The sequence below is a fragment of the Streptomyces sp. NPDC050504 genome, from assembly GCF_044458065.1.
In the GTDB taxonomy this organism is placed as follows: Bacteria; Actinomycetota; Actinomycetes; order Streptomycetales; family Streptomycetaceae; genus Streptomyces.
The window spans coordinates 36,616-60,664 of the sequence record NZ_JBITHO010000012.1 but is presented as its reverse complement, the minus strand read 5'-3'; the positions used below and the strand labels follow the sequence as shown (position 1 = coordinate 60,664).

Annotated in this window: 11 protein-coding genes and 1 pseudogene; 5 read left to right on the top strand and 7 right to left on the bottom strand. The window is 73.8% G+C overall.

Annotated features, from left to right (window positions below; all coding sequences use genetic code 11):
• Window positions 1-30 precede the first annotated feature (30 nt).
• Together ACIBNE_RS35110 and ACIBNE_RS35105 are read right to left on the bottom strand one after the other, a co-directional pair.
• A complete protein-coding gene (locus tag ACIBNE_RS35110; RefSeq protein WP_399278987.1) occupies window positions 31-1,383 on the bottom strand; it encodes an MFS transporter in 1,353 nt (450 codons plus the stop codon).
• A complete protein-coding gene (locus ACIBNE_RS35105; RefSeq protein WP_399278985.1) occupies window positions 1,380-2,042 on the bottom strand; it encodes an ArsR/SmtB family transcription factor in 663 nt (220 codons plus the stop codon). Before ACIBNE_RS35105 ends, ACIBNE_RS35110 begins: the two co-directional genes overlap by 4 nt.
• Window positions 2,043-2,245: 203 nt before the next feature.
• On the opposite strand from ACIBNE_RS35105, the gene ACIBNE_RS35100 reads away from it, so the two are divergent.
• On the top strand, window positions 2,246-3,415 hold the full coding sequence (locus tag ACIBNE_RS35100) for an ROK family glucokinase (RefSeq protein ID WP_399278983.1): 1,170 nt from the start codon (window positions 2,246-2,248) through the stop codon (window positions 3,413-3,415).
• A gap of 47 nt (window positions 3,416-3,462) precedes the next feature.
• Window positions 3,463-4,062, top strand: a complete 600-nt coding sequence (locus ACIBNE_RS35095; protein WP_399278981.1) for a hypothetical protein — start codon at window positions 3,463-3,465, stop codon at window positions 4,060-4,062.
• 33 nt (window positions 4,063-4,095) lie between these two features.
• On the opposite strand, the pseudogene ACIBNE_RS35090 reads toward ACIBNE_RS35095, so the two are convergent.
• From ACIBNE_RS35090 to ACIBNE_RS35075, 4 genes and pseudogenes are all read right to left on the bottom strand, one after another.
• Window positions 4,096-4,722: pseudogene (locus tag ACIBNE_RS35090) on the bottom strand (SMI1/KNR4 family protein); the annotation flags it as partial.
• 51 nt (window positions 4,723-4,773) lie between these two features.
• Window positions 4,774-5,541 (bottom strand): thioesterase II family protein, encoded by a 768-nt coding sequence (locus ACIBNE_RS35085; RefSeq protein WP_399278979.1) that lies wholly within the window; start codon window positions 5,539-5,541, stop codon window positions 4,774-4,776.
• 235 nt (window positions 5,542-5,776) lie between these two features.
• Window positions 5,777-8,320 carry an FtsX-like permease family protein gene (locus tag ACIBNE_RS35080; RefSeq protein WP_399278977.1) on the bottom strand — a complete coding sequence of 848 codons (2,544 nt, stop codon included), beginning with the start codon at window positions 8,318-8,320 and terminating at the stop codon, window positions 5,777-5,779.
• Window positions 8,320-9,126 (bottom strand): ABC transporter ATP-binding protein, encoded by an 807-nt coding sequence (locus ACIBNE_RS35075; protein WP_399278975.1) that lies wholly within the window; start codon window positions 9,124-9,126, stop codon window positions 8,320-8,322. The genes ACIBNE_RS35080 and ACIBNE_RS35075 overlap by 1 nt, the downstream gene beginning before the upstream one ends.
• Window positions 9,127-9,337: 211 nt before the next feature.
• Here ACIBNE_RS35075 and ACIBNE_RS35070 point away from each other — a divergent pair, with 211 nt between their 5' ends.
• The 3 genes from ACIBNE_RS35070 to ACIBNE_RS35060 are packed head-to-tail and all read left to right on the top strand — an operon-like array spanning window position 9,338 to window position 12,921.
• Window positions 9,338-10,624 (top strand): sensor histidine kinase, encoded by a 1,287-nt coding sequence (locus ACIBNE_RS35070; protein ID WP_399278973.1) that lies wholly within the window; start codon window positions 9,338-9,340, stop codon window positions 10,622-10,624.
• Window positions 10,612-11,283, top strand: a complete 672-nt coding sequence (locus tag ACIBNE_RS35065) for a response regulator (RefSeq protein WP_399278971.1) — start codon at window positions 10,612-10,614, stop codon at window positions 11,281-11,283. Before ACIBNE_RS35070 ends, ACIBNE_RS35065 begins: the two co-directional genes overlap by 13 nt.
• 9 nt (window positions 11,284-11,292) lie before the next feature.
• Window positions 11,293-12,921, top strand: a complete 1,629-nt coding sequence (locus ACIBNE_RS35060) for an MFS transporter (RefSeq protein ID WP_399278969.1) — start codon at window positions 11,293-11,295, stop codon at window positions 12,919-12,921.
• Between the two features lie 117 nt (window positions 12,922-13,038).
• Here ACIBNE_RS35060 and ACIBNE_RS35055 read toward each other — a convergent pair whose 3' ends face one another.
• Window positions 13,039-23,976, bottom strand: coding sequence for an SDR family NAD(P)-dependent oxidoreductase (locus ACIBNE_RS35055; protein WP_399279382.1), 10,938 nt, complete (start codon window positions 23,974-23,976; stop codon window positions 13,039-13,041).
• Window positions 23,977-24,049: the final 73 nt, after the last annotated feature.

Below are 24,049 nucleotides of genomic sequence, written 5' to 3'. Positions count from 1 at the left end.
GCCCCTGACGGGGCGCGGGGAACTGCGCGATCAGCCCCCGCCGGCCCGCGGGTGAGTCACGTCGGGGGATCGCGCACCGCTCCGCTCCGGCCGCGCCCACAGCCCCGCCCCCGCCAAGAGCACCGCACCCCCCACCAGCCACGGCGCCGCCCCGCCCGGCAGGCGACCGATCACCAGCCCCACCACCGCGCCCACGAGCTGAAGCGCCAGCGACTGCACCGACAGGGCCGTCGCCCGGTTCCCGCTCGCCACCCTCCGGTGCAGCACCTCGTTCTCGTTGGGCCCCGCCGCCCCGAGCCCCAGGTACACCAGACAGAAGCCGGCCACCGCGAGCGCCCCGGCCGCCCCCGCGCCCCGGCCCTCGTCGAACGCCGCCGTCACCCCGAGCACCAGCAGTCCGCCCGCCGCCGTGCCCAGTCCCGCCAGCACACCGGCCCCGCTCCCGCCCGCGAGGCGTGCCGTCAGCGGAGCGAGCTGGTTGCCGAGCGCCGAGCACACGAAGCCCGCGCAGGCGAGCGCGGCGAAGAGCACCGCCCCCGACTCCGCCGCGCCGGTCAGCCCCGCGGCCCGCCCCGGGGTCAGCAGCTCCACCGTGGCCAGCGCGCCCCCGGCCGCCCCCGCGCTGAGCACCACCCGGCGCACCAGCCCGTCGCGTCCCGCCAGCCGCACCCCGTCCCTGACGGTGACCGGTACGTCGCGGAGCACGGCGCGCAGCGTCGCCGGGGGCCTGGGCGGCTCGGGCAGGGCCACCAGGACGCACACCACGTACGCCACCTCCACCGCCGCCCCCAGCAGCGGCGGCACGGAGAGCGGCAGCACCAGCCCGCCCGTCGCGTCGCCCAGCCGGGCGCCGAGGTCGGGGCCGAGCCCCAGCAGCCAGGGCAGGCCGCCGCCGAGGAGCGTTCCGGCGGCGAGCGCCGCGGACGTCGCGACGCCTCCCTTGGCCAGCCCGGTGCGCAGGTCGGCTTCGGGGCCCGCCGCGGCCTGGACCGTATCGACGTACCAGGCTTCGGCCGGTCCGCTGGACAGGGCGCGGCCCGCGCCCATGAGGGCCATCCCGAGCGCGAGCGGCCAGGCCGTCGTGCCCAGGCCGAGCAGGACGAGCGCGCCGAGGTTCAGCAGCCCGGCGGCGGCGAGGACGGCCCGCCGTCCGAGTACGTCGGAGAGCCCGCCGGTGGGCAGCTCCAGCACGGCGGCGGTGAGGGAGTGCGCCGCGAAGAAGCCGGTGACGGCGGCGAGGGCCATGCCGCGCTCGGTGAAGAGCAGCACCATGGGCGCGATGGTCAGCCCGATCGGCAGCCAGAAGAGCGCGCTGACGGCGACGTACCGCCGCCGCGCGCCGCGCTCGTCGAGCCCTGCGCCCGTGTGCGTCCCGGCGCTCACCCGCCACCGCCCGGGGCCTCGCCGCCGTCCGCCGCGCGCGGCGCCAGCGGCAGGCCCGCCGCCAGGAGCACCACCTGCACCGCCCGCTCGTCGTCGGCGTCGCGCGCGGTCAGCTCCCGCACCTTGTCGCCCAGGACGTCCCACAGCTCGCTCAGCGATTCGGGCGTCAGGCGCGGCAGCAGGTCGGTGATGCCCGAGGGCTCCACCCACTCCGGGCCGAGCCGCCCTTCCGCCAGGTCCGCCTCGTGCCGCCCGAGCGACGCCGCCAGGTGGTCGAGCTGGGCCCTGCGCGTCACGCAGACGTACTCCCGGGTGCCCGCCGACGCCTCCATCGCCCGGTTGCTCCACGAGGTGACCGCGTGCACCGGCTTCCAGCGGCGCTCGCGCCCGTCGCGGTGCTCGGCGTCGGCCACGAAGCCGTGCTTGGCGAGGACCCGCAGGTGGTAGCTGGTGGACGCGGACGACTCACCGGCCCGTACCGCCAGCTCGCTCGCCGTCGCCGGGCCGTCCTGCCGCAGCATGCCCAGGAGCCGGATGCGCAGGGGGTGGGTGAGGGCCTTGAGCGCGGCCGCGTCGTGCTCGGGGTCGAGCACGCGCTGCCCTTCGCCGTTCCCGGGGGCCGGGCCGGGGTCCTTTTCGGGGTCCGTTTCGGTGTCCATGGGGTGGAGGGTAGGTGGCTCCCGGCACTCTGCAAAAGTATTTTTGCCAAATTTCTTTTGCGAAGTGTGGCGTCCGGCCCGCGCCCGCCCGCCCCGCCCCGCAGGGACGCCCGCCCCGCCGGATGGCAGAATCGGGGCCGGTGGGCGCCGTCCACCGTCGGGGCGGGGCCGCCCCCCGACCTCCCGACACCCCCGCAGGGACGATGAGCACGTACCGCGACCTGACCCACAGTGGCTCCGCCCGCGCCACCGTCCTGCGGACCGTCGGCACCCGGGAGCGCCGCTCCCACCTCACCGCCCCCCGCGTCCCCACCGTCGGCATCGACATCGGCGGCACCAAGGTCATGGCGGGCGTCGTCGACGCGGACGGCAACATCCTCGAAAAGATCAAGACCGAGACGCCGGACAAGTCCAAGAGCGCCAAGGTCGTCGAGGACACCATCACCGAGCTGGTCCTCGACCTCTCCGACCGCCACGACGTCCACGCGGTCGGCATCGGCGCCGCGGGCTGGGTCGACGCCGACCGCGCCAACGTCCTCTTCGCCCCGCACCTCGCCTGGCGCAACGAGCCGCTGCGCGACAACCTCCAGGCCCGCCTCGCGGTCCCCGTCATGGTCGACAACGACGCCAACACCGCCGCCTGGGCGGAGTGGCGCTTCGGCGCGGGCCGGGGCGAGGACCACCTCGTGATGATCACCCTCGGCACCGGCATCGGCGGCGCCATCCTGGAGGACGGCCGGGTCAAGCGCGGCAAGTACGGCGTCGCGGGCGAGTTCGGCCACATGCAGGTCGTCCCCGGCGGCCACCGCTGCCCCTGCGGCAACCGCGGCTGCTGGGAGCAGTACAGCTCGGGCAACGCGCTGGTCCGCGAGGCCCGCGAGCTGGCCGCGGCCGACTCCCCGGTCGCGTACGACATCATCGAGCGCGTCAAGGGCAACGTCCCCGACATCACCGGCCCGCTCATCACCGAGCTGGCCCGCGAGGGCGACGCCATGTGCGTCGAACTGCTCCAGGACATCGGCCAGTGGCTCGGCGTGGGCATCGCCAACCTCGCCGCCGCCCTCGACCCGTCCTGCTTCGTCATCGGCGGCGGCGTCAGCGCGGCCGACGACCTCCTCATCGGCCCCGCCCGCGACGCCTTCCGCCGCCACCTCACCGGGCGCGGCTACCGCCCCGAGGCCCGCATCGCCAAGGCGCAGCTCGGCCCCGAGGCCGGCATGGTCGGCGCCGCCGACCTCGCCCGGCTGATCGCCCGCCGCTTCCGCCGCGCCAACCGGCGCAGGGTGGAGCGGTACGAGCGGTACGCCCAGGCGTACGAACAGGCCACCCGGAGCATCAGGAGCACCACCCGGAACACCGGTACCAGCTCGTAGAAGCACCGGCACCAGCTGGTGGAAACACAGGAACCAGGAACCACCTCATGACCGCAGCCGACCGGCCCTCGTCCGTCCCGCGCCAGACGCCCCCGCCCGGCGGCGACGGCGCGCGGCCCCCGGAGGACCGCCGCCACATGATCCGCCGCCGCTGGATCACGGCGGTCATCATCGTGCTGCTCGTCGGCGTTCCCGCCGGCTACCTGGTGATCTCGGCCGAGCAGAGCCGCCGCAGCGGCCGCGACAAGGAGGCCGAGTCCTCCGGCACGGGCCTTCAGGAGGGCTGGCCCTCCAAGATGAAGCGGCGGATCTACGAGATGCCGATCCCGCCGAGGTCCAGCGAGGTCCAGTACTACGAGACGAGCAACTGGAAGGTCAGTCGTCTGTTCGTGCAGTTCAGGACCACATCGGTGGGCCTCGACAACTTCCTGACGGCCGTCGGCACCGGCCGCCCCGCCCTGGGGACGGGCGAGGTCGCCGTCACCCGGCAGGACGCCGACACGGTCGGCTGGCGGTTCGGCCCCGACCGCCACTGGGCCGGGACCATCCGGCACAACCCCGACCCGCGCCCGACCCTGGACATCACCGTCGACCTCACCGACCCCGCGAGCCCCACGGTGTACGTGGTCTCCACGGCCACGCCCTGACGCGCACCGCCCGCCCGGGACCGCCGTCGCCTAGCCGTCGCCCCGGCGCTCCCGCAGGCGCTGGAACTCCCGGCGCATGTCCCGCATGAACTCCAGGAAGTTCGCGTGCCGCTCCGGCGGCGTGCCCCGCCAGCTCGCCCACGTGTAGACGGCCCACTCGCCGTCCCCGGCCACGTCATCGGGGTCCATGAGCACATGGGTGACGTCGGACGCCACGTCGAGCTGGAGGCCGCGCCGCCAGATGTCCACCTCCAGCCGCTCCTCGGGCCCGGAGTCCTCGTCCAGCTCCGCTTCGAACAGCTCCGCGAGCCCCGACGCGTCGTCGTGCCAGCGGGCGTCCGCCGCGCCCGCCAGCAGCCACACGAAGCCGCCCGCGTGCCGCCACCCGTCGCTGACCTTGAGGAACGCCCGGTACGACGGAGGCATCCGCCGCCCCAGGCGCTCCTCCATGGCCGCGATCCGCTCGTCGGACGCGGGCGGGAACCCCAGCCACCGCGCCTGCCGCGCGGCCTCGTCGTCCGCGCTCCGCGTCCCGTCGTCGGGCAGGGAGTCCGCCCACTCCCCGCTCCATTCGAGCAGGAAGGGCCGCCAGTCGAATGCCGTGGTGCCCGTCGCGCCGACGTCCGTCGCGGTGGCGTCCGTCGCCGTGGTGTCCGTCATGCGTCCGATGCTGTCACCCGCCACCGACAGCGGCGTCGGCCGGTGGCGGACTCAGCCGGTGAGGGACAGCGACAGCACGTGGTCGCGCACCGTCGCGATGACCGCCGCCGCGTGGTCGTTCAGGTAGAAGTGCCCGCCGGGGAACGTCTTCAGCCGGAAGTCGGCCGAGGTGTGGGCGGCCCAGCCCCGGGCCTCCTCGACGCTCGCCACCGGGTCGTCGTCGCCGAGGACGGCGAGCAGCGGGCAGGGCAGGGGCGGGCCGGGGCGGTGGCGGTAGGTCTCCACGGCCTCGTAGTCGGCGCGGATCACCGGCAGCAGCAGGGTCCGCATCTCGGGGTCGTCGAAGATCCGGGTGTCGCTGCCGCCGAGCCTGGCCATCTCGGCGACGATGCCCGCGTCGTCGCGCCGGTGCACGTCCTCGTCGCGGAAGGTGGTCGGCGCGCGCCGACCGGAGACGATGACGGTGAGCGGCGGGGCGCCCTCCGCCGCCAGGTTCCGCGCGGCCTCCGCGGCGACCAGCGCGCCCATGCTGTGGCCGAAGAAGGCCAGCGGACGGTCGGCGGCCCAGGGCCGGATCGCCTCGGTGGCCTGCCGCGCCAGCTCCTCGACGGAGCGCACCACCGGCTCGGTCCTGCGCTCCTGGCGCCCCGGGTACTGGACGGCCAGCACCTCGATGTCCGGGCTCAGGGCCGCCGACACGGGGTGGAAGTAGGTCGCGGCGCCGCCCGCGTGCGGGAAGCAGACGAGCCGTACGCCGGCCTCCTCGGACGGGTGGAAACGCTGTATCCACGCGCTCTTCCGCTGTACGCCGTTCGTCACCTTCAGGCCCCTCACACATGGTCGGAGTACCGGAGCGGGACCGGGTGCGCCCGCCCCGACCAGCCTGACGACGGGCCCGTCCCCGGCCAACCCCTAGCTGGGGTGCCTAGGGGGGCCCGGGGGACCGCACGGGAGAACGAAGAAGGGTCCCACCGCCCTTTCGGGCGGTGGGACCCGCGGACACCCCACGGGGGATTCGGGGCATCCGGTCCAGGGGCGGGCGCGGCGCCCGCCGTCACACGGCGGCCGTTGCCGCCTCCACCGGCCGCGACTTCGTGGCCCGCCAGGTCGGCAGCAGCGTCGCGACCGCGGTGATCACCACGGCGCTCGCCACGACCGTCAGGTAGATCCACACCGGCACGGACGGCACCAGCTCGTCCAGCTTGGCGAGGCTGTAGGGGAAGAAGGTGATGGTCGCGGCGACCGTCCCGAGGAACACCCCGACGATCGAGACGAGCACGCTCTCCAGGCCCATCATCGCCATCACCTGCTTCCTGGTGAAGCCGGTGAGCTGCTGGAGCCCGAACTCCCTGCGGCGGCGTCCGGTCGCCGCGATCAGGGTGTTGATCACGGAGATCGCGGTGTACCCGACGATCAGCCCCACCACCAGGTAGTTGATGGTGGCCAGCTGCTGCTGGCCCCCGGTGCGCCCGGCGGTCAGCGCGCCGCTGTCGGACACCTCGACCCCCGGCTGGTCCGCGACCAGCGCGGCCACCGCCGCGGTCACCTTCGCGGAGTCGCTGCCCTCGGCGTGGTGCACCAGGATCTGCCCGGCGACCCCGTCGGTGGTGTGCGCCGCCAGCAGCGGGGCGGGCAGCAGCAGCGCCGTCGTCTCGTCCTGCGGCTCGTAGGTGGCCACGACCTTCACCGTGACCGGCGTGCCGTCCCCGAGCCTGAGGGTGACGCTCTGCCCGACCTCGCGGCCCAGCGCCTCGGCCCGCTCGACGGGCAGCGCGACGCTGTTGCCGCGCAGGGCGGCCAGCGATCCGGCGGTGGCCTCCACCGTCAGGTTCCGCGCGTTGTCGACGCCCTGCAGCGGCCATCCGTCGCTCGTCTGGTCGGCGTCGTCGGGGCTCTGCACGAAGCCGGTGCTGGTCACGTACGAGGAGGCCGCGTCGACCCCCGGCACCTTGCGCACCCGCTCCAGCGTGCCGGGGGCGAACCCGCCGGCCTCCGCGGTCAGCACGTCGTCCGTGCGCAGCACTCCGTTGCGCGCGGCCCGGTTGGAGGCGTCCTCGATCTGCTGCATGTACAGGGTGCCGGTGGCGACGCCGGTCAGCAGGATGATCGGGGTGATCGTGGAGGCCAGCCGCACGGTGTTGGCGCGGGCGTTGAGCACCGCCATGTACCCCGTGAGACCGGTCAGCGCCCGCAGCGGGCCCTGGAGCAGCCACACGATCGCCTTGGTGAAGCCGGGGGCGAGCAGCGCCAGGCCGATGGCCCACATGATGCAGGCGGGGCCCGCCGTACTGGCCGTCAGGTCGCCGGTCATCATCGTCACGGTCATCACGGCCATGGCCACGCCGCCGATCAGGAAGAGCGCCGACAGCACGAGCCGGGTCCTGGTCAGCCAGTGCCCCTCGGTCGCGGCGCTCGCCAGGGCGTCCGTGGCCCGGGTCTCGGCGATCTTGCGGGCGGTGATGTACGCGGCACCGACCGCCGCCAGCAGCGAGGCCGCCACGGCGACGGCCGCGGGCACCAGGCCCTGCCGGAACTCGACGGCGCCCGAGATGATCCCGGCGTCGACCAGCTTGTCGAAGAGCAGGCCGCTGAGCAGCGAGCCCGGCAGGCAGCCGAGCACCGAGGCCAGGACCGAGACCACCAGCGTCTCGCTGAGGATCATGCGGCGCAGCTGCGCCGGGGTGGTGCCGATCGCCTTGAGCAGCGCCATCTCGCGCTGCCGCTGGCGCACGGTCAGGCCCAGCGTCGAGGACGCGCCGAACATGGCGACCAGGACGGCCCAGCCGCCGAAGATCGCGGAGAGCATGACGAGGTTGTCCTGGCTCGCGGCGGCCTGCGGGAACTCCGCCATGCCGCGGGTGTCACCGGTCAGCGTCACGGCGGTGCCGTCCAGCGCCTCGTCGATCCGGTCGCGCAGCTCGGTGGTGTTCGCACCGGCCTCGGGCAGCACCCCGATCGCGTCCACGGTGTCGTCGCCGCGCAGCGTGGTGGCCTGCGCGTCGCTGAAGAACACCGCGGGCTGGGACGCCGTACGCCCGCCCGACTGCTCGACGATGCCGGTCAGCCGGTACTCCCGGGCGCTGCCGTCGGCGACGATCCGCACCCGGTCGCCCACCTCGGCACCGGCCCGGTCGGCGAGGCCGGTGTCCAGCACCACGTCGCCCGCCGCGCCCGGCCGGGCTCCTGCGGTGAGGGTGTAGGGGGCGAGCTGCGCGGTGCTCCAGCCGTGGCCCAGCGGGCGGTGCTCGGTGGCGTTGGCGTCCGGCACGGAGGTGACCGGACGGCCGTCGCGGACGACGGCCACGGGGAAGGAGACGTCGGCGACCGCCCGCTCCACCCCGGGCACGCCCTGGACCGTGCGCACCTGCGCCGCGCCGAGCCGCACCCGCTCGCCGAGCTGGGAACCGTCGTACTCCTGGTCGCCCGCCACCACGATGGGCGCCGCGGCGAGCCGTTGGGCGGGGACCGCGTCGCGGACGCCGCTCTCCATGAGTCCGCCGCAGGCCATGATGAGGGCCGCGCCGAAGAACATGGCGATGAAGGTGGCCACGAATCCGCCCAGGCGGAACCGCAGCGTACTCAGGGCCAGGGACAACATCAGTACGTGCCTCCGGCCGCGGCGGACTGCCGGACGTGCTGCGCCGCGGGCGTCTCGTCGGCCCACGCGCCCAGCCGGGTCATGCGCTCGGCGACCGCCTCGGCCGTCGGGTTGTAGAAGTCCCCGACGAACCGGCCGTCGGCGAGGAAGACCACGCGGTCCGCGTAGGAGGCGGCCACCGGGTCGTGCGTCACCATGACGATGGTCTGCCGCAGCGCCCGTACGGACTCCTGCATCAGCAGCAGCACTTCACGGGCGGTCCGGGTGTCGAGCGCGCCGGTCGGCTCGTCGGCGAAGACCACCGCGGGCTCGGTCACCAGGGCGCGGGCGATCGCGACCCGCTGCTGCTGGCCGCCGGAGAGCTGGGCGGGCCGGTTGTTCGCACGGTTGCCGAGCCCCACCCGCTCGATGATCTCCGCCACCCGCTTGCGGTCGGGACGCCGCCCCGCCAGCTTCAGCGGCAGGGTGACGTTCTGCACCACGGACAGCGCGGGCAGCAGGTTGAAGGCCTGGAAGATGAAGCCGATGCGCTCGCGCCGCATCTTCGCCAGCGTCGTCTCGTCGTAGTCGCCGAGGTCGTCGCCGTCCAGCAGGACGGTGCCCGAGGTCGGCCGGTCGAGACCCGCCGCGCAGTGCAGGAAGGTGCTCTTTCCGGAGCCCGAAGGACCCATCACGGCGGTGAAGCTGCCACGCTGAAAACTCAGGCTGACGCCGTTGAGCGCGGTCACCGCGTTGGCGCCCTGCCCGTACACCTTGTGGACGGCGTCGAGCCGTACCGTGTCGTCTACAGCGATGGTGGTGTTCATTCACACTCCCTGAACCTGTCGCGATGGGGGTCGCGATCACGGTGACCACGTTATGGAGGGTCGGGGGTGCGGGCCGATGGGTGTTCTCCCACAAGTGGGGTGGAGGAATCTCCACCCCCTGCCGGGGAAGATCTCCACTGCCCGGCCGGCCACGGCGTGCGATCCTTAAGATCGACGCGGGCGGCCGCAAGGCCTGAGGAGGTAGGGGCAGTTGAAGAAAGCGGAGACCGCGCGGTCGCCGAGGTTACGCGGTCTCGCCGAACGCCTGCACTGGTGCGTACGAGGACTGCTGGTCGCCGTCCTCTCCCAGGCCGGGAGCGTCGTCCTGCTGACCCTCACGGTCACCACCTTCGCCACCATGGCCCTCGGCATAGGGTTCCTCATCCTGCCGGTCGTCATGACCGCCGTGCGCGGCCTCGCCAACTTCCACCGGCGCACCGCGAAGGAGTGGACGGGCGAGGGCATCGACACCCCCTACCGGCGGAGCACCGTCGACGGCGCCTACGACACCGCGGGCACCGTCGCCCACTGCCGCCGGCTGCTGTCCGACCCCGCCACCTGGCGGGACGTCCTGTGGATGGCGCTCGACGCGCCCGTGGGACTGGTCCTCGGCCTGCTGCCGGTGTCCCTCGTCGCCTACGGCCTCAACGGCATGTTCGTCACGCCCCTCTTCTGGGAGAGCATGGGCCCCAAGTGGGGATTCGGCGCGACCTGGTTCATCACCGACCAGGGCGCCGCCAACCTCGCGATCCCGCAGGGCTTCGTCCTCGTGGTGATCGGCCTCCTGATCGCGCCGCCGCTGGGACGGCTCTACCTGAGCTTCAACCGCGCCCTGCTCGCGCCCACCCGCAGCGCCCTCCTCGCCCTGCGCGTGGAACAGCTCACCGAGACCAGGTCCGAAGCCGTGGAGGCGCAGGCCGCCGAACTCCGCAGGATCGAGAGGGACCTGCACGACGGAGCCCAGGCCCGCCTCGTGTCGCTCGGCATGAAGCTCGGGCTCGCCGACACCCAACTGGACACCAACCCCGAGCTGGTGCGCCGACTCCTCGCCGACGCCATGGAGTCCAGCAGCCAGGCCCTCGACGAACTGCGCGACCTGGTGCGCGGCATCCACCCGCCCGTACTCGCCGAACGCGGCCTCGACGGCGCCGTCCGCGCCCTCGCGATGGCCCTGGCCATCCCCGTGGAGGTCGTCATAGACCTGCCCCGACGGCCCCAGGCGCCGATCGAGTCCGCCACCTACTTCGTGATCGCCGAGGCGCTCGCCAACGTCACCAAGCACAGCGGCGCCGACCGCGCGAGCATCCGGCTCCAGTACGCGGACGGCCGCCTGCGCGCCGAGGTCGGCGACAACGGGCGCGGCGGAGCGGAGGCCGAGGGCGGCAGCGGACTGCGCGGCCTCCAGCGCCGACTGGCGTCCTTCGACGGGACGCTCGACATCAACAGCCCGATGGGCGGACCGACCCTAGTGACGATGGAGCTCCCGTGCGAGTTGTGATCGCGGAGGACCTGGCCCTGCTGCGGGAAGGACTGGTGCAGATCCTGACCGCGCACGACTTCGAGGTGATCGAGGCGGTGGACAACGGCCCCGCGATGCTCCGGGCCCTGCTCACCCACCGACCCGACGTCGCCATCGTCGACGTGCGCCTGCCCCCCACCTTCACCGACGAGGGCCTCCAGGCCGCGGTCCAGGCCCGCGCGCAGGTACCGGGCCTGCCGATCCTGGTGCTGTCCCAGCACGTGGAGCAGATGTACGCCCGCGAGCTGCTCTCCGACCAGAACGGCGGCGTGGGCTACCTGCTCAAGGACCGCGTCTTCGACGTGCGCCGCTTCGTCGACATGGTCAAGCAGGTCGCATCCGGGGGAACCGTGATGGACCCCAAGGTGGTCTCCGAGCTGATGAGCAGGCACAACACCGAGACCAGCCCGGTACAGACCCTGACCGACCGGGAGCGCGAGGTGCTCGCCCTGATGGCCGAGGGCCGCTCCAACGCGGCCATCGCCGCGCGCATGTTCTTTTCCGAAAAAGCGGTCAGCAAGCACACCAACAGCATCTTCTCCAAGCTGGACCTCACCGCGTCCGGGGACGACAACCGCCGTGTGCTGGCAGTGCTCGCCTACCTGAACGCCGAGGCACAGCACCCGCCGGCGAAGTAGGAGCACCCCATGAGCCAAGCCGCAGCGGCGCCCCACGACGCGCCGCCCAAGGCCGGGCGGAAACAGTGGACGGGACTGGCCGTCCTCGTCATAGCGGTCCTGCTGGTCTCCCTCGACATGCAAGTCCTGTCCTACGCGCTGCCGTTCATCAGCGCGGACCTCGACCCGAGCAGCGCGCAACTCCTCTGGATCGTCAACATCTACCCGTTCGTCCTCGCCGGGCTGCTCCTGACGATGGGCGCGCTCGGCGACCGGATCGGCCGCAAACGGCTGCTCATGGGCGGCGCCGTCGTCTTCGGCGCGGCCTCCCTGGCGGCCAGCGTCGCCTCCAGCCCCTCGATGCTCATCGCGACCCGCGCCCTGCTGGGCCTCGGCGGCGCCACCCTGATGCCGTCCACCCTGTCGCTGATCCGCACCATGTTCCGCGACGACGGGCAGCGCAGGATCGCCATCGCCGTGTGGACCGGGGCCTTCGCGGGCGGAGCCATCCTCGGCCCGCTCCTCGGCGGCGTCCTCCTCGAACACTTCTGGTGGGGCTCGGTCTTCCTGGTCAACCTCCCCGTGATGGCGCTGCTGCTGATCCTGGGAGCGCTGCTGCTCCCGGAGTCCAGAGCCACCGACCCCGCACGGTTCGACCTGTTCAGCGCCGCCCTCTCACTGGCCGCCGTGCTCCCCGCCGTCTACGGCATCCAGCGCATCGCCGAGGACGGCGCCAGCGCCGTGCCCGTCGCCGCGATCGTGGTGGGCCTCGCCGTCGGCTGGTACTTCCTGCGCCGCCAGCGCGCGCTGGCCGAACCCCTTCTGGACGTAAGGCTCTTCGGCGACCGGGCGTTCAGCGCGTCCGTCGCCACCAGTGTGCTCGCCATCTTCGCCCTCGTCGGCTCGGGCCTCTTCACCGCCCAGTACCTCCAAATGGTGCTCGGCTACGGCCCGTTGCGGGCGGGCCTGTGGGCGCTTCCCGCGGCGGGCGCCGCCCTGGTCAGTTCGGGCCTGGCCCCCGTCCTGGCGCGCTTCGTGCGCCCGGGAGTCGTGGTGTCCTGCGGCCTGGCCGTCGGGGCGCTCGGGTACGGGATCCTCGCCCAGATGCACGCCGACACCGGGGTCGGAACGCTCGTGACCGGCATCGTCGTCATGTCGGCCGGCATCACCCTCGTCATGACCACCACGTCGGACCTGGTGATCGCGACCGCACCGCCGGACCGGGCCGGATCCGTCTCCGGACTCTCCCAGACCGCGACGGAGTTCGGCGGCGCGTTCGGCATCGCCATCCTCGGCTCCATCGGTACGGCGGTGTACCGCGACGACGTCGCCGGACGGCTGCCCGCCGACCTGCCGCCCGGTGCGGCCGACTCCGCGCGCGACACGCTCGGCGGCGCGGTCGAGGCGGCGGGCCGACTGCCCGCCCCTACCGGCGACGAAGTGCTCGCCGTGACCCGGGAGGCGTTCGCCCACGGCCTGCGCACCGCCTCCTGGACCGCGGCCGGGCTGCTGCTCCTCATGGCGGCGGTCTCCCTGGCCCTGCTGCGGCAGACGCGGGTCACGCACCCGGGGGCGGCCGGTGCGATGGACGCGGCCGATGCGGTGAACGCGGCTGACGCGGACGGCGACGAGGTCTCGGCGGTGTCCGGGCGGAGCTGAATCCGGGACGCGACGAAGGGGGCCGGTCACCGTGGAAACGGTGACCGGCCCCCTTCGCGGTCCGATGCCGCGGCCGGTCCGCCGCCGCGCCGCCGAACGGCGGCGCGGCGGTCGGGGTCAGTCGGTGTCCAACTCGCCGTCGAGGATGTCGAACAGCTCGTCGGCTGAGACCGACTCCAGCTCCGCACGGTCGTCCTCGGCCGTGCGCTCGTCCTCGCCCGGCCGGGTCACCTCGCTCCACTGCGCCACCAGCGCCCGAAGCCGGGCCGCGACCCGGGTGTGCTCGGCCGCGTCGGGCGTGACCGCGCTCAACGCCGCCTCCAATCCCGCCAGTTCGACCTCCAGGGCCGCCAGCGGCGAAACCGCCGCGCCCCCGGTCAACTCCTCCCGCAGGTGGCGGGCCGCCGCCAGCGGGGTCGGGTGGTCGTAGATGAGCGTGGACGGCAGCCGGAGCCCGCTCGCGCCGCCCAGCCGGTTGCGCAGTTCGAGCGCCGTCAGCGAGTCGAAGCCCAGCTCCACGAACCCGCGCGCCGGATCGACGTCCGTGGACCGTGCGTGCCCCAGCACCTCGGCCGTGTGGCCGCGCACCAGGTCCAGCAGCGCGCGCTCCTGCTCGTCCGGCTTCAGCCCCGCCAGCCGACCCGCCAGCGCGGCGCCGGCCGATCCGTCTTCCGTACCGTCACCGCCGTGGGCCACCGCCCTGCGGGTAGGCACCCCGGGCAGCGCCCGCAGCAGCGCGGGCACCCCGTCGGCACCCCGGCCGGCCGCGACACGGGCCGGGTCGAGCGCCATGGGCAGCAGCAGCGCGCGGCCCGGGACGTCCCCGGCGAGCGCCGCGTCGAACAGGGCCAGGCCCTCGTCCTGGGCGAGCGCCCGCATCCCGGAGCGTCCCATCCGCCGCACGTCGGCGTCGGAGAGCCGGTCCCCCATGCCCGTACCCGCACCCGTGCCCGCGGCCCACAGGCCCCAGGCCAGCGAGAGACCGGCCAGGCCCTGGGCCCTGCGGTGCTGCGCCAGGGCGTCGACGAAGGCGTTGGCCGCCGCGTAGTTGGACTGACCGGCGGCGCCGAGGGTGCCCGCCGCCGACGAGTACGCCACGAACGCGGCGAGAGGGGAGTCCGCCGTCGCCCGGTGCAGGTTCACCACCGCGTCCACCTTGGGCCGCAGCACGGCCTCGAACCGCTCGGGCGTCTGCCCGGCCAGCGTCGCGTCGTCGAGCACGCCCGCGGTGTGGACGACGCCGGTCAGCGGGTGCGCGTCCGGGATCCGGGCGAGCGCGGCCCGCAGCGCGTCCTCGTCGGCCGCGTCACAGGCCACGATGTCCACCCGCGCGCCCGACTCCCGCAGCTGGGCCCCGAGTTCGTCGGCTCCTTCGGCGGCCGGGCCGCTCCGGCTGAGCAGCAGCAGGTGCCGTACGCCGTGTGCCGCGACGAGGTGACGCGCGATCACCCGGCCGAGCCCACCGGTGCCACCGGTGACCAGGACGGTGCCCTCGGGGGCGAGCGGCGTCGTCCTGTCCCCGGACTCCGCCTCGGGGGCGGCGGTGGGGGCGACCCGCACGAGCCGGGGGGCGAGCGCGGCACCGCCGCGCAGCGCCAACTCCGGTTCCCCGTCGCTCATTTCCACCGACGCGGGCAGAGCCTTCCAGGACTCGGGCGTGCCGTCCACGTCCACCAGTGCCACCCGGCCCGGGTGCTCCTCGCGCACGGCGCGCACGAGGCCCCACACCGCGGAGCCCGCGAGGTCGAGCACGTCCTCCACGCCATCGCCGCCGGGGAGGGGTGCGGACACGGCCCGCCGGGTGACGACGACGATCCGGCTGTCGTCGAACCGCTCGTCCACGAGCCACCGCTGGAGCAGCGACAGTACCCGTCCGGTCGAGGTCCGCACCGCCGTGGTGATCCCATCCGAAACGGGGATCGGCTCGGCGCCGGACAGTGAGGTGTCCGGCCCTTCGCCGCTGTGCAGCAGCACGATCGCCGGTATGTCGGCGGGCAGTTGGGCCTCCGCCTCGGCCTGCCAGGCTTCAGCTGCGGTGTGCGCGTCGGAGGGCCGCACGGTCAGGACGCCCAGGGCGGGATTGCTCACCCGCGGAAGCGGCACGGGCGTCCAGTCGACGCCGAACATCGACCGGTTGCCGACGCCGCCGCCCGACACCGACACCTGCTCGGCACTGATGGCGCGCAGCACGAGCGAGTCCACGGACGCCACGAGCTCGCCGCGGGTGTCCGCTGCGACGAGGGACAGTGCGTTCTCGGCGGTACGGGTGATCCGCACCCGGAGCCTGGTCGCACCCGTCGCGTGCAGGGTCACGCCCTGCCAGGCGAAGGGCAGCAACGTGCCCGCCTGCTCCGCGTCGCCCGCACCGGGCTCGGGGTCGTCGAGCCCGGAGGCGTGGAGCGCGGCGTCGAGGAGCGCGGGGTGGATGTTGTAGGTGGCGGCGTCGTGGTGGGCGGTTTCGGGGAGGGTGATCTCGGCGTAGGTGTGGCCGTCGTGGGCCCACGCCTTGGTGAGGCCCTGGAAGGTGGGGCCGTAGTGGTAGCCCTGGGCGGCGAGTTCGTCGTAGGTGTGGTCGAGGGGGATGGGCTGGGCGCCGGGCGGGGGCCAAGCGGTGAGGTCGGTGGGACGGGTGGTGTCGGTGGGGTGAGGGGTGAGGGTGCCCTGGGCGTGTTGGGTCCAGGGGGTGTCCGATGCGTGGGGGCGGGTGTGGATGGTGAGGGTGCGGCGCTGTTCGTCGTCGGGGGTGTGGACGGTGATCTGGAGGTCGAGGGGGTCGTTGTCCGAGAGGGTGAGGGGGGTTTGGAGGGTGAGTTCTTCGAGGTGGGGGGTGTGGGCGTGGTTGCCTGCGTGGAGGGCGAGTTCGACCAGGGCGGTGCCGGGCAGGAGGGTGGTGCCCATGATTTGGTGGTCGTTGGTCCAGGGGTGGGTGTGGGTGTTGAGGGTGCCGGTGAGGATGGTCTCGTCGGTGGTGGCGTGGTGGATGACGGCGCCCAGGAGCGGGTGGTGGGGGTCGGTCTGGCCCAGGGTGGTGGCGTCGGTGGGGGTGTGGAGGGTGTTCTCCAGCCAGTAGCGCTGGTGTTGGAAGGGGTAGGTGGGGAGGTTGATGTGGCGGTTGGGGTTGCCGGTGTGGAGGGTGGTCCAGTCGACGGGGTGGCCGTGGGTCCAGAGGCCGGCCAGCGCGGTGAGGGCCTGGGTGTGCTCGGGACGGTCGCGCCGGAGGAGGGGGATGCTGTGGGCGGTGTCGGCGGTCATGGTGGTGAGGACGGCGTCGGGGCCGATCTCCAGGAACGTGGTGGCGCCGTCGTCGGTCAGGGTCTGAACGGCCGCCGCGAAGCGGACCGTGTTGCGGACGTGGGTGACCCAGTAGGCGGAGGTGGTGATCTCTCCCGGGGTCAGGGTCTTGCCGGTGACGGTGGAGACGATCGGGATGTGCGGCTCGGCGTACTCCAGTGCCGCCGCGACCTGCTCGAACTCCTCCAGCATCGGCTCCATCAACGGCGAGTGGAAGGCGTGGGACACCTTGAGGCGGGTCGCCTTGCCACCGGCGGCCTTGACCGCCTCGACCACGGTGTCGACGGAGGCGGCGGCGCCGGAAACGACCACGGAACGCGGCCCGTTGACGGCCGCGATCGCCGTGTCCGTCACGCCCTCCAGCAGGGTGCGGACGTCGTCTTCGGTGGCCTGCACGGCGGCCATCACACCGCCCTCGGGCAGGGCCTGCATCAACCGGCCGCGTGCGGCGACCAGCGCGCAGGCGTCAGGCAGGGAGAACACCCCGGCCACACATGCGGCCGCGATCTCGCCGATGGAATGACCGGCCAGGACGTCCGGGCGCACACCCCAGGACTCCACCAGCCGGAACAGAGCGATCTCGACCGCGAACAGGGCGGGTTGGGCGTACTCGGTACGGTCCAGGAGCGCAGCGTCGCCTTCCTCCGCGTACAGCACTTCCTTCAGCGGACGCGGCAGCAGCGGGTCCAGATGCCCGCACACCTCCTCCAGCGCCTCCGCGAACACCGGGAAGCTCTCCGCCAGCTCACGGCCCATGCCGATCCGCTGCGCACCCTGACCCGTGAACAAGAACGCCAAACGACCCTCGGCGGCAGTTCCTTCTGCCTGGGCGTTCCCCGAGGCCACGGCGCGCAGGCCCGCGAGGAGTTCGTCGCGGTCGGCGGCGACGACCGCCGCTCGGCGCTCGAACCGAGCCCGTGTCGTGGCCAACGCCACCGCCACATCCGCCGAAGCCGGAGCGCCCTCACCTTCCAGCAGCTCCAGCACCGCCTGGGCCTGCGCCTTCAGTGCATTACCCGTACGCGCGCTGAGGAGCACGGGCAGCAGCGACGGGGCCGACACGGAGTCCGGCTCCGGCTGTTCGGGCGCCTGCTCGATGATGACGTGTGCGTTGGTGCCGCTGATGCCGAACGAAGACACACCCGCCCTACGCGGCTCGTCACCGACCCAAGGCGTGGGCTCGGTCAGCAGCTTCACCTGACCCGCGGTCCAGTCCACATGAGGCGTCGGCTCGTCCACGTGCAGGCTCTTGGGCAGGACGCCGTGGCGCATGGCCAGCACCATCTTGATCACCCCGGCGACGCCTGCGGCGGCCTGTGTGTGACCCAGGTTCGACTTGACCGAGCCGAGCCACAGCGGGCTGTCGGCGGGCCGGTTCTGGCCGTAGGTGGCGATGAGGGCCTGGGCTTCGATGGGGTCGCCGAGTGTGGTGCCGGTGCCGTGTGCTTCGACGGCGTCGATGTCGGTGGGGTTCAGGTGGGCGTTGGCGAGGGCCTGGGTGATGACGCGTTGCTGGGAGGGGCCGTTGGGGGCGGTGAGGCCGTTGCTGGCGCCGTCCTGGTTGACGGCGGAGCCGCGTACCACCGCTAGGACCTGATGCCCGTTGCGCTGGGCGTCGGAGAGGCGCTCCACCACCAGCACGCCTATGCCCTCGGAGAGGCCGGTGCCGTCCGCCGCTCCCGCGAACGCCTTCGCCCTGCCGTCGGACGCGAGGTTGTGCGCCCGGCTGAAGTCGATGAACGTCTCGGGGGTGAACATGACCGAAACGCCACCGGCGAGGGCCAGCGAGCACTCGCCGCTGCGCAGCGCCTGGATCGCGAGGTGCAGTGCCACCAGGGAGGACGAGCAGGCCGTGTCGACGCTCACCGCCGGGCCTTCGAGGCCGAGGGCGTAGGAGACGCGGCCGGAGGCGACGCTGCCCAGGCTGCCGTTGCCGAGGTAGACGTCGACGCCTTCGGGGACGGGGGAGTTGCCCAGGCGCGAGGCGTAGTCGTGGTACATGACGCCGGCGAAGACGCCGGTGCGGCTGCCGCGCAACTGGTGCGGGTCGAGCCCGGCGCGCTCCAGGGCCTCCCAGGACGCTTCGAGGAGGAGGCGCTGCTGGGGGTCGGTGGCGAGGGCCTCGCGGGGCGACATGCCGAAGAAGTCCGCGTCGAAGTCGGCCGCGTCGTACAGGAAACCGCCCTCGCTCGCACGGCTGGTGTTCGGCCGTGCTCCGCTGGGGTCGCAGATCTCCGCGATGTCCCAGCCCCGGTCCTCGGGGAACGCGGAGATGCTGTCGCGGCCCTCGGCCAGCAACTCCCAGAACTCCTCGGGCGTGTTGACGCCCCCGGGGAAGCGGCAGCTCATGCCGACGATGGCGATGGGCTCGTCGAGGGCCGCGCCGGACGGGAGCGACGCGGCCGTGTCACCGGCCGCGTCGGCGCCGCCGAGTTCGGCGAGCAGGAACTCCGCCAGGGCGGTCGGCGTCGGATGGTCGAAGACCAGGGTGACCGGCAGTTTGACGCCGACGGCCGCGCCCAGCCGGTTGCGCAGCGCCACGGACGCGAGCGAGTCGAAGCCCAGGTCCTTGAAGGCGCGCCCCCCGTCGACGGCCTCCGCGCCGTCGTGTCCGAGGATGCCCGCGACATGGGTGCGCACCAGGTCGAGCAGCAGTCGACGGCGCTCGGGCGGCGGCATCCGCAGCAGCCGGTGGGCCAGCGTGTCGGCGCCGCCCGCCGTGGCGGACGCCGTCGCGCGCCGCGCGACGGGCCGCACCAGGCCGTTCAACAGGGCAGGCAGGACACCAGGCCGGTTGCGCAGCGCCTTGAGGTCGAGCTTGACCGGCAGCAGCGCCGGGTCGGAGCCGGAGACCGCGCTGTCGAAGAGGGCCGCGCCCTCCTCCGCCGACAGGGCGCGTACGCCCGACCGTGCGATCTGCTCGACGTCCGAATCGGTCAGATGGGTCGTCATCGTCGACTTCTGCGCCCACAGTCCCCAGGCGAGGGAGTGTGCGGGGAGGTTTTGGGTGGTGCGGTGGTGGGCGAGTGCGTCGAGGAAGGCGTTGGCGGCGGCGTAGTTGGCCTGTCCTGCGCTGTCGAGGGTGGCGGCGGCGCTGGAGTAGAGGACGAAGTGGGTGAGGTCGAGGTGGGCGGTGGCGTGGTGGAGGTGCCAGGCGGCGTCGGCCTTGGGGGCCAGTGCGGTGTGGAGGTGGCTGGGTGTCTGGTTGGTGAGGGTGGCGTCCTGGAGGGTGCCCGCGGTGTGGATGACGCCCTTCAGGTGGGGGAGTGAGGCGATGAGTTCGGTGACCTGGGCGGGGTCGCTGACGTCGCAGGCGTGGAGGGTGAGGTGGGCGCCGAGGCCGGTGAGGCGTTCGGTCAGTTCGGCGGCGCGAGGGGCCTTGTCCCCGCTGCGGCTGGCGAGGGCGAGGTTCTTTACGCCGTGCTGGGTGACGAGGTGTTCGGCGGCGAGGGTGGCGAGGCCGCCGGTGCCGCCGGTGATCAGGAGCGTGTCGTCGGGGCCCCACGCCTCGAACCCGGTGTCGGCCGGGGTGTCCGGGGCCGTACGGACGAGCCGGGGCACGTGGAGCGTACCGTCGCGCAGCGCCAGCTCCGGTTCACCGCTCGACAGCGCCAGGGCGGTGAGCCGCCGCGCCGACCCGGGCGTGCCGTCCGTGTCGACCAGGACGAAGTTGTCCGGGTGTTCGACCTGTGCGGAGCGCACCAGCCCCCACACCGCGGCGCCCACCAGGTCCACCGGCAGCCCCCCGGGGCCCACCGCGCCCCGGGTCACCACCGCCAGCCGGGACGACAGCGGGCGGTCTTCGGCCAGCCAGCCCTGCAAAGCCGCCAGTACGTCGCCGAGGGCGGCACGCAGCAGCTCCGGCACCCGCTCGGCGTCCGTCACGTCGACCGGCGGGACCGGGAGGACCAGCAGCTCAGGCGCCGCGTCGGAGCCCGCGGGCCCGCCCGACGGCAGCAGCGCGGCGAGAGACGTGCGGTCCGTGTCCCCGTGGCCGGGCAGCAGGGCCCAGGGGGTCTCGGACGCGTCCGAGTCACGGTCGGGCCGCGGCTGCCACTCGACCCGGAACAGGGAGTCGCGGTGCGGGTCGGGCGCGGTCGACAGGCCGTCGAGCGCGATCGGGCGCAGGAGCAGCCCGTCCACGGACGCCACCGGCGCCCCCGTCGGATCGGTCAGGCCCAGGCGTACGGTGTCGTCACCGGCGGGCGCGACGCGTACCCGCAAGGCCGACGCGCCCACCGCCCACAGGCTCACCCCGCTCCAGCTGAACGGCAGCCTGATGCCGTCGGCCGCGTCGGCTCCGTCAGGCGCGGCCGAGTCGAAGGGACCCAGGCCCGCCGCGTGCAGGGCCGCGTCGAGGAGCGCCGGGTGCAGGCCGAACCTGGCCGCCTCGGCGCGGGCCTCCTCGGGGAGGGAGACCTCGGCGAACACCTCGTCACCGCGCTGCCAGGCCGCGGTCAGCCCCTGGAAGGCCGGGCCGTAGCCGTACCCCTCGTCCGTCAGCCGCTCGTAGAGGTCCGTCACGTCGAGGGCGGTGGCGCCCTCCGGCGGCCAGGGCGCCGAGGCGTCCGCGGGCTCGGGCCGCGTCGACTCGGGCACCAGGAAGCCGGTGGCGTGCCCCGTCCACCCCGTACCGTCGCCGTCGTCGTCCGCCCCGTCGCCTTCGGCCCGCGAGTGGATCGCCACCGGGCGGCGGCCGTCCTCATCGGGCACGCCCACGAACACCTGGAGCTGCACGCCGCCCTTCTCCGGCAGCGGCAGCGGCGCGGTCAGGGTCAGTTCGTCGACCCGGCCGCAGCCGACCTGGTCGCCCGCCCGGACGGCCAGCTCCACCAGCGCCGTGCCCGGCAGCAGCACCGTGCCGCCGGCGGCGTGGTCGGCCAGCCACGGATGGGTGTCGAGGCCGATCCGGCCGGTCAGCAGGGCGCCGTCGGCGTCGGCGAGGCCGATCACCGCGCCCAGCAGCGGGTGGTCGGCGCCGTCGAGCCCGACCGAGGTGACGTCGGAACCGGTCACGTCGGGGCGCGGCCAGTACGCGCGGCGCTGGAACGGGTAGGTGGGCAGGTCGACCCACGACGGCTCGTGCGGCGCGTACACCGAATCCCAGTCCACGCCCACCCCGCGCACCCACGCCTCGCCGAGCGAGAGGTGGAAGCGGTCCAGGCCGCCGTGGTGCCTGCGCAGCGAACCGAGCGCGGCGGCCGGGCGGTCGACGGCCTCGCCCGTCTCCTGGATGCCCATCGACAGCACCGGGTGCGGGCTGGACTCGACGAAGACGGTGTGCCCCTCGGCGAGCAGGAGCCGGGTGGTCTCCTCGAACCGTACGGTCTGCCGCAGGTTGCGGTACCAGTAGGCGGCGTCCAGCTCCGTGGTGTCGATGACCGACGCGGTCACCGTCGAGTAGAACGGGACGCGGGAGGCGCGCGGGGTGATGTCCGCGAGCACGTCGAGCAACTCGTCCTCGATGGCCTCCACATGGGCGCTGTGCGAGGCGTAGTCCACCGGGATCTTCCGCGCCCACACGTCGTCCGCCTGCAACTCGGCGAGCAGTTCGTCCAGCGCGTCCGCGTCGCCCGAGACGGCCACCGAGCCCGAGCCGTTGACCGCCGCCACGGACAGCCGCCCGTCCCAGCGCCGCAGCCGCTCCTCGACCAGCCCGGCGGGCGAGGACACCGACATCATGCCGCCGAAGCCCGTCAGCCGCCGCGCGATGGCCTGGCTGCGCAGGGTCACCACCCGGGCGGCGTCCTCCAGCGAGAGGGCGCCCGCGACGCACGCCGCCGCGATCTCGCCCTGCGAGTGGCCGACGACGGCCGCGGGCCGCACCCCGTGGGCGCGCCACAGCTCGGCCAGCGACACCATCACGGAGAACAGCACGGGCTGCACCACGTCGACGCGCTCCAGGGTGGGCGCGTCGGGCTCGCCGCGCAGCACGGCCAGCAGGTCCCAGTCGGTGAACGCGCCCAGGGCCCGCGCGCACTCCTCGATGCGCCGGGCGAACACCGGTGAGGAGTCGAGGAGTTCGACCGCCATCTTCGCCCACTGCGAGCCCTGCCCGGGGAAGACGAAGGCGACCTTGGCGCGCGCGGCCGTACCGGTCGCCAGCTGGTCGGGGGTCTCGCCCGCCGCGGCGGCCCGCAGCCCCGCGAGCAGCTCCTCCCGGTCGCCCGCGACCAGCACCGCGCGGTGCTCCATCGTGGCGCGGGTGGTGGCCAGCGAGTGCCCGAGGTCGGCGAGGCGGATGCCGAGGTCGCCCGTCACCCGCTCGACCAGCCGCTCCGCCTGCTCGCGCAGCGCCGCGCTGCTCTTCGCGCTGAAGAGGAACGGGTAGGACCGCACGGTCCCCGCGGCCGGTTCGACGGGCGGTACGGGCTCGGTGTCCGGCGCCTGCTCGATGATCACGTGCGCATTGGTGCCGCTGAGCCCGAAGGAGGAGATCCCGGCGCGGCGCGGCCGGTCGCGCACCCACGGCCGCGGCTCGGTGAGCAGCCGCACCGCGCCGTCGTCCCAGTCCACCTTCGACGAGGGGCTGTCCACGTGCAGGGTCCTGGGCAGCACCCCGTGCCGCAGCGCCAGCACCGTCTTGATCACCCCGGCGACGCCCGCCGCGGCCTGGGTGTGCCCGATGTTCGACTTGACCGAGCCGAGCCACAGCGGATCGTCCGAGGGACGGTCCTTGCCGTACGTGGCCAGCAGCGCCTGCGCCTCGATGGGGTCGCCGAGCACCGTGCCCGTGCCGTGCGCCTCCACGGCGTCGACGTCCGAAGCGGTGAGCCCCGCGTCGGTGAGCGCCTGGCGGATCACCCGCTGCTGCGAGGGCCCGTTGGGCGCGGTCAGGCCGTTGCTCGCGCCGTCCTGGTTCAGCGCCGACCCCCGTACCACCGCGAGGATGCGACGGCCGTTGCGCTTCGCGTCCGACAGCTTCTCCAGGACGAGCATGCCCACGCCCTCGCCCCAGCCCGTGCCGGCGGCGGCGTCGGCGAACGACCGGCAGCGGCCGTCCAGCGCGAGCCCCCGCTGCCGACTGAACTCCACGAACGTACGGGCCGTCGACATCACCGTGACACCGCCCGCGAGCGCCAGCGAGCACTCGCCCTTGCGCAGCGCCTGCACCGCGAGGTGCAGCGCCACCAGCGACGACGAGCAGGCCGTGTCGACCGACAGCGAAGGGCCTTCGAGGCCGAGGGTGTAGGAGATGCGGCCCGAGACGATGCTGCCGTCCGTGCCGGTCACCATGAACCCTTCGGCGCCCTCCGGCACGGTGCCCACCCGCACCGGGTAGTCGGTGGCCATCACGCCCGCGTACACCCCGGTCCTGGTGCCCGCGAGGGACTGCGGGTCGATGCCGGCCCGCTCGAACGCCTCCCAGGACACTTCGAGCAGCAGCCGCTGCTGCGGGTCGGTCGCGGTGGCCTCGTGCGGGCTCATCCCGAAGAACGCCGCGTCGAACTGCGGCGCCCGGTGCAGGAAACCGCCCTGCCCGGTGTAGCTGGTGTGGGGGCGGGTGCCCTCGGGGTCGACCACCTTGTCGAGGTTCCAGCCCCGGTCGGCGGGGAAGTCGGTGATGGCGTCGGTGCCCGAGTCGACGAGCGACCAGAGGTCCTCGGGGGACTCCACGTCCCCCGGGAAGCGGCAGCTCATGCCCACGATGGCCACCGGCTCGGCGGTGGCGGCCGTGGCCTCGTCGTACCGGCGGCGCAGCCGCTCGTTCTCCAGCAGCGACGCGCGCAGCGCCTCGGCGATCTTCTGCACGTGTGTGTCCACGGTCGTCACTCGCATTCCTGCTCGCTCGTATGACTGGTGACTTGAGTCGTTCGCGGGGGCGGGGCCCCGGCCC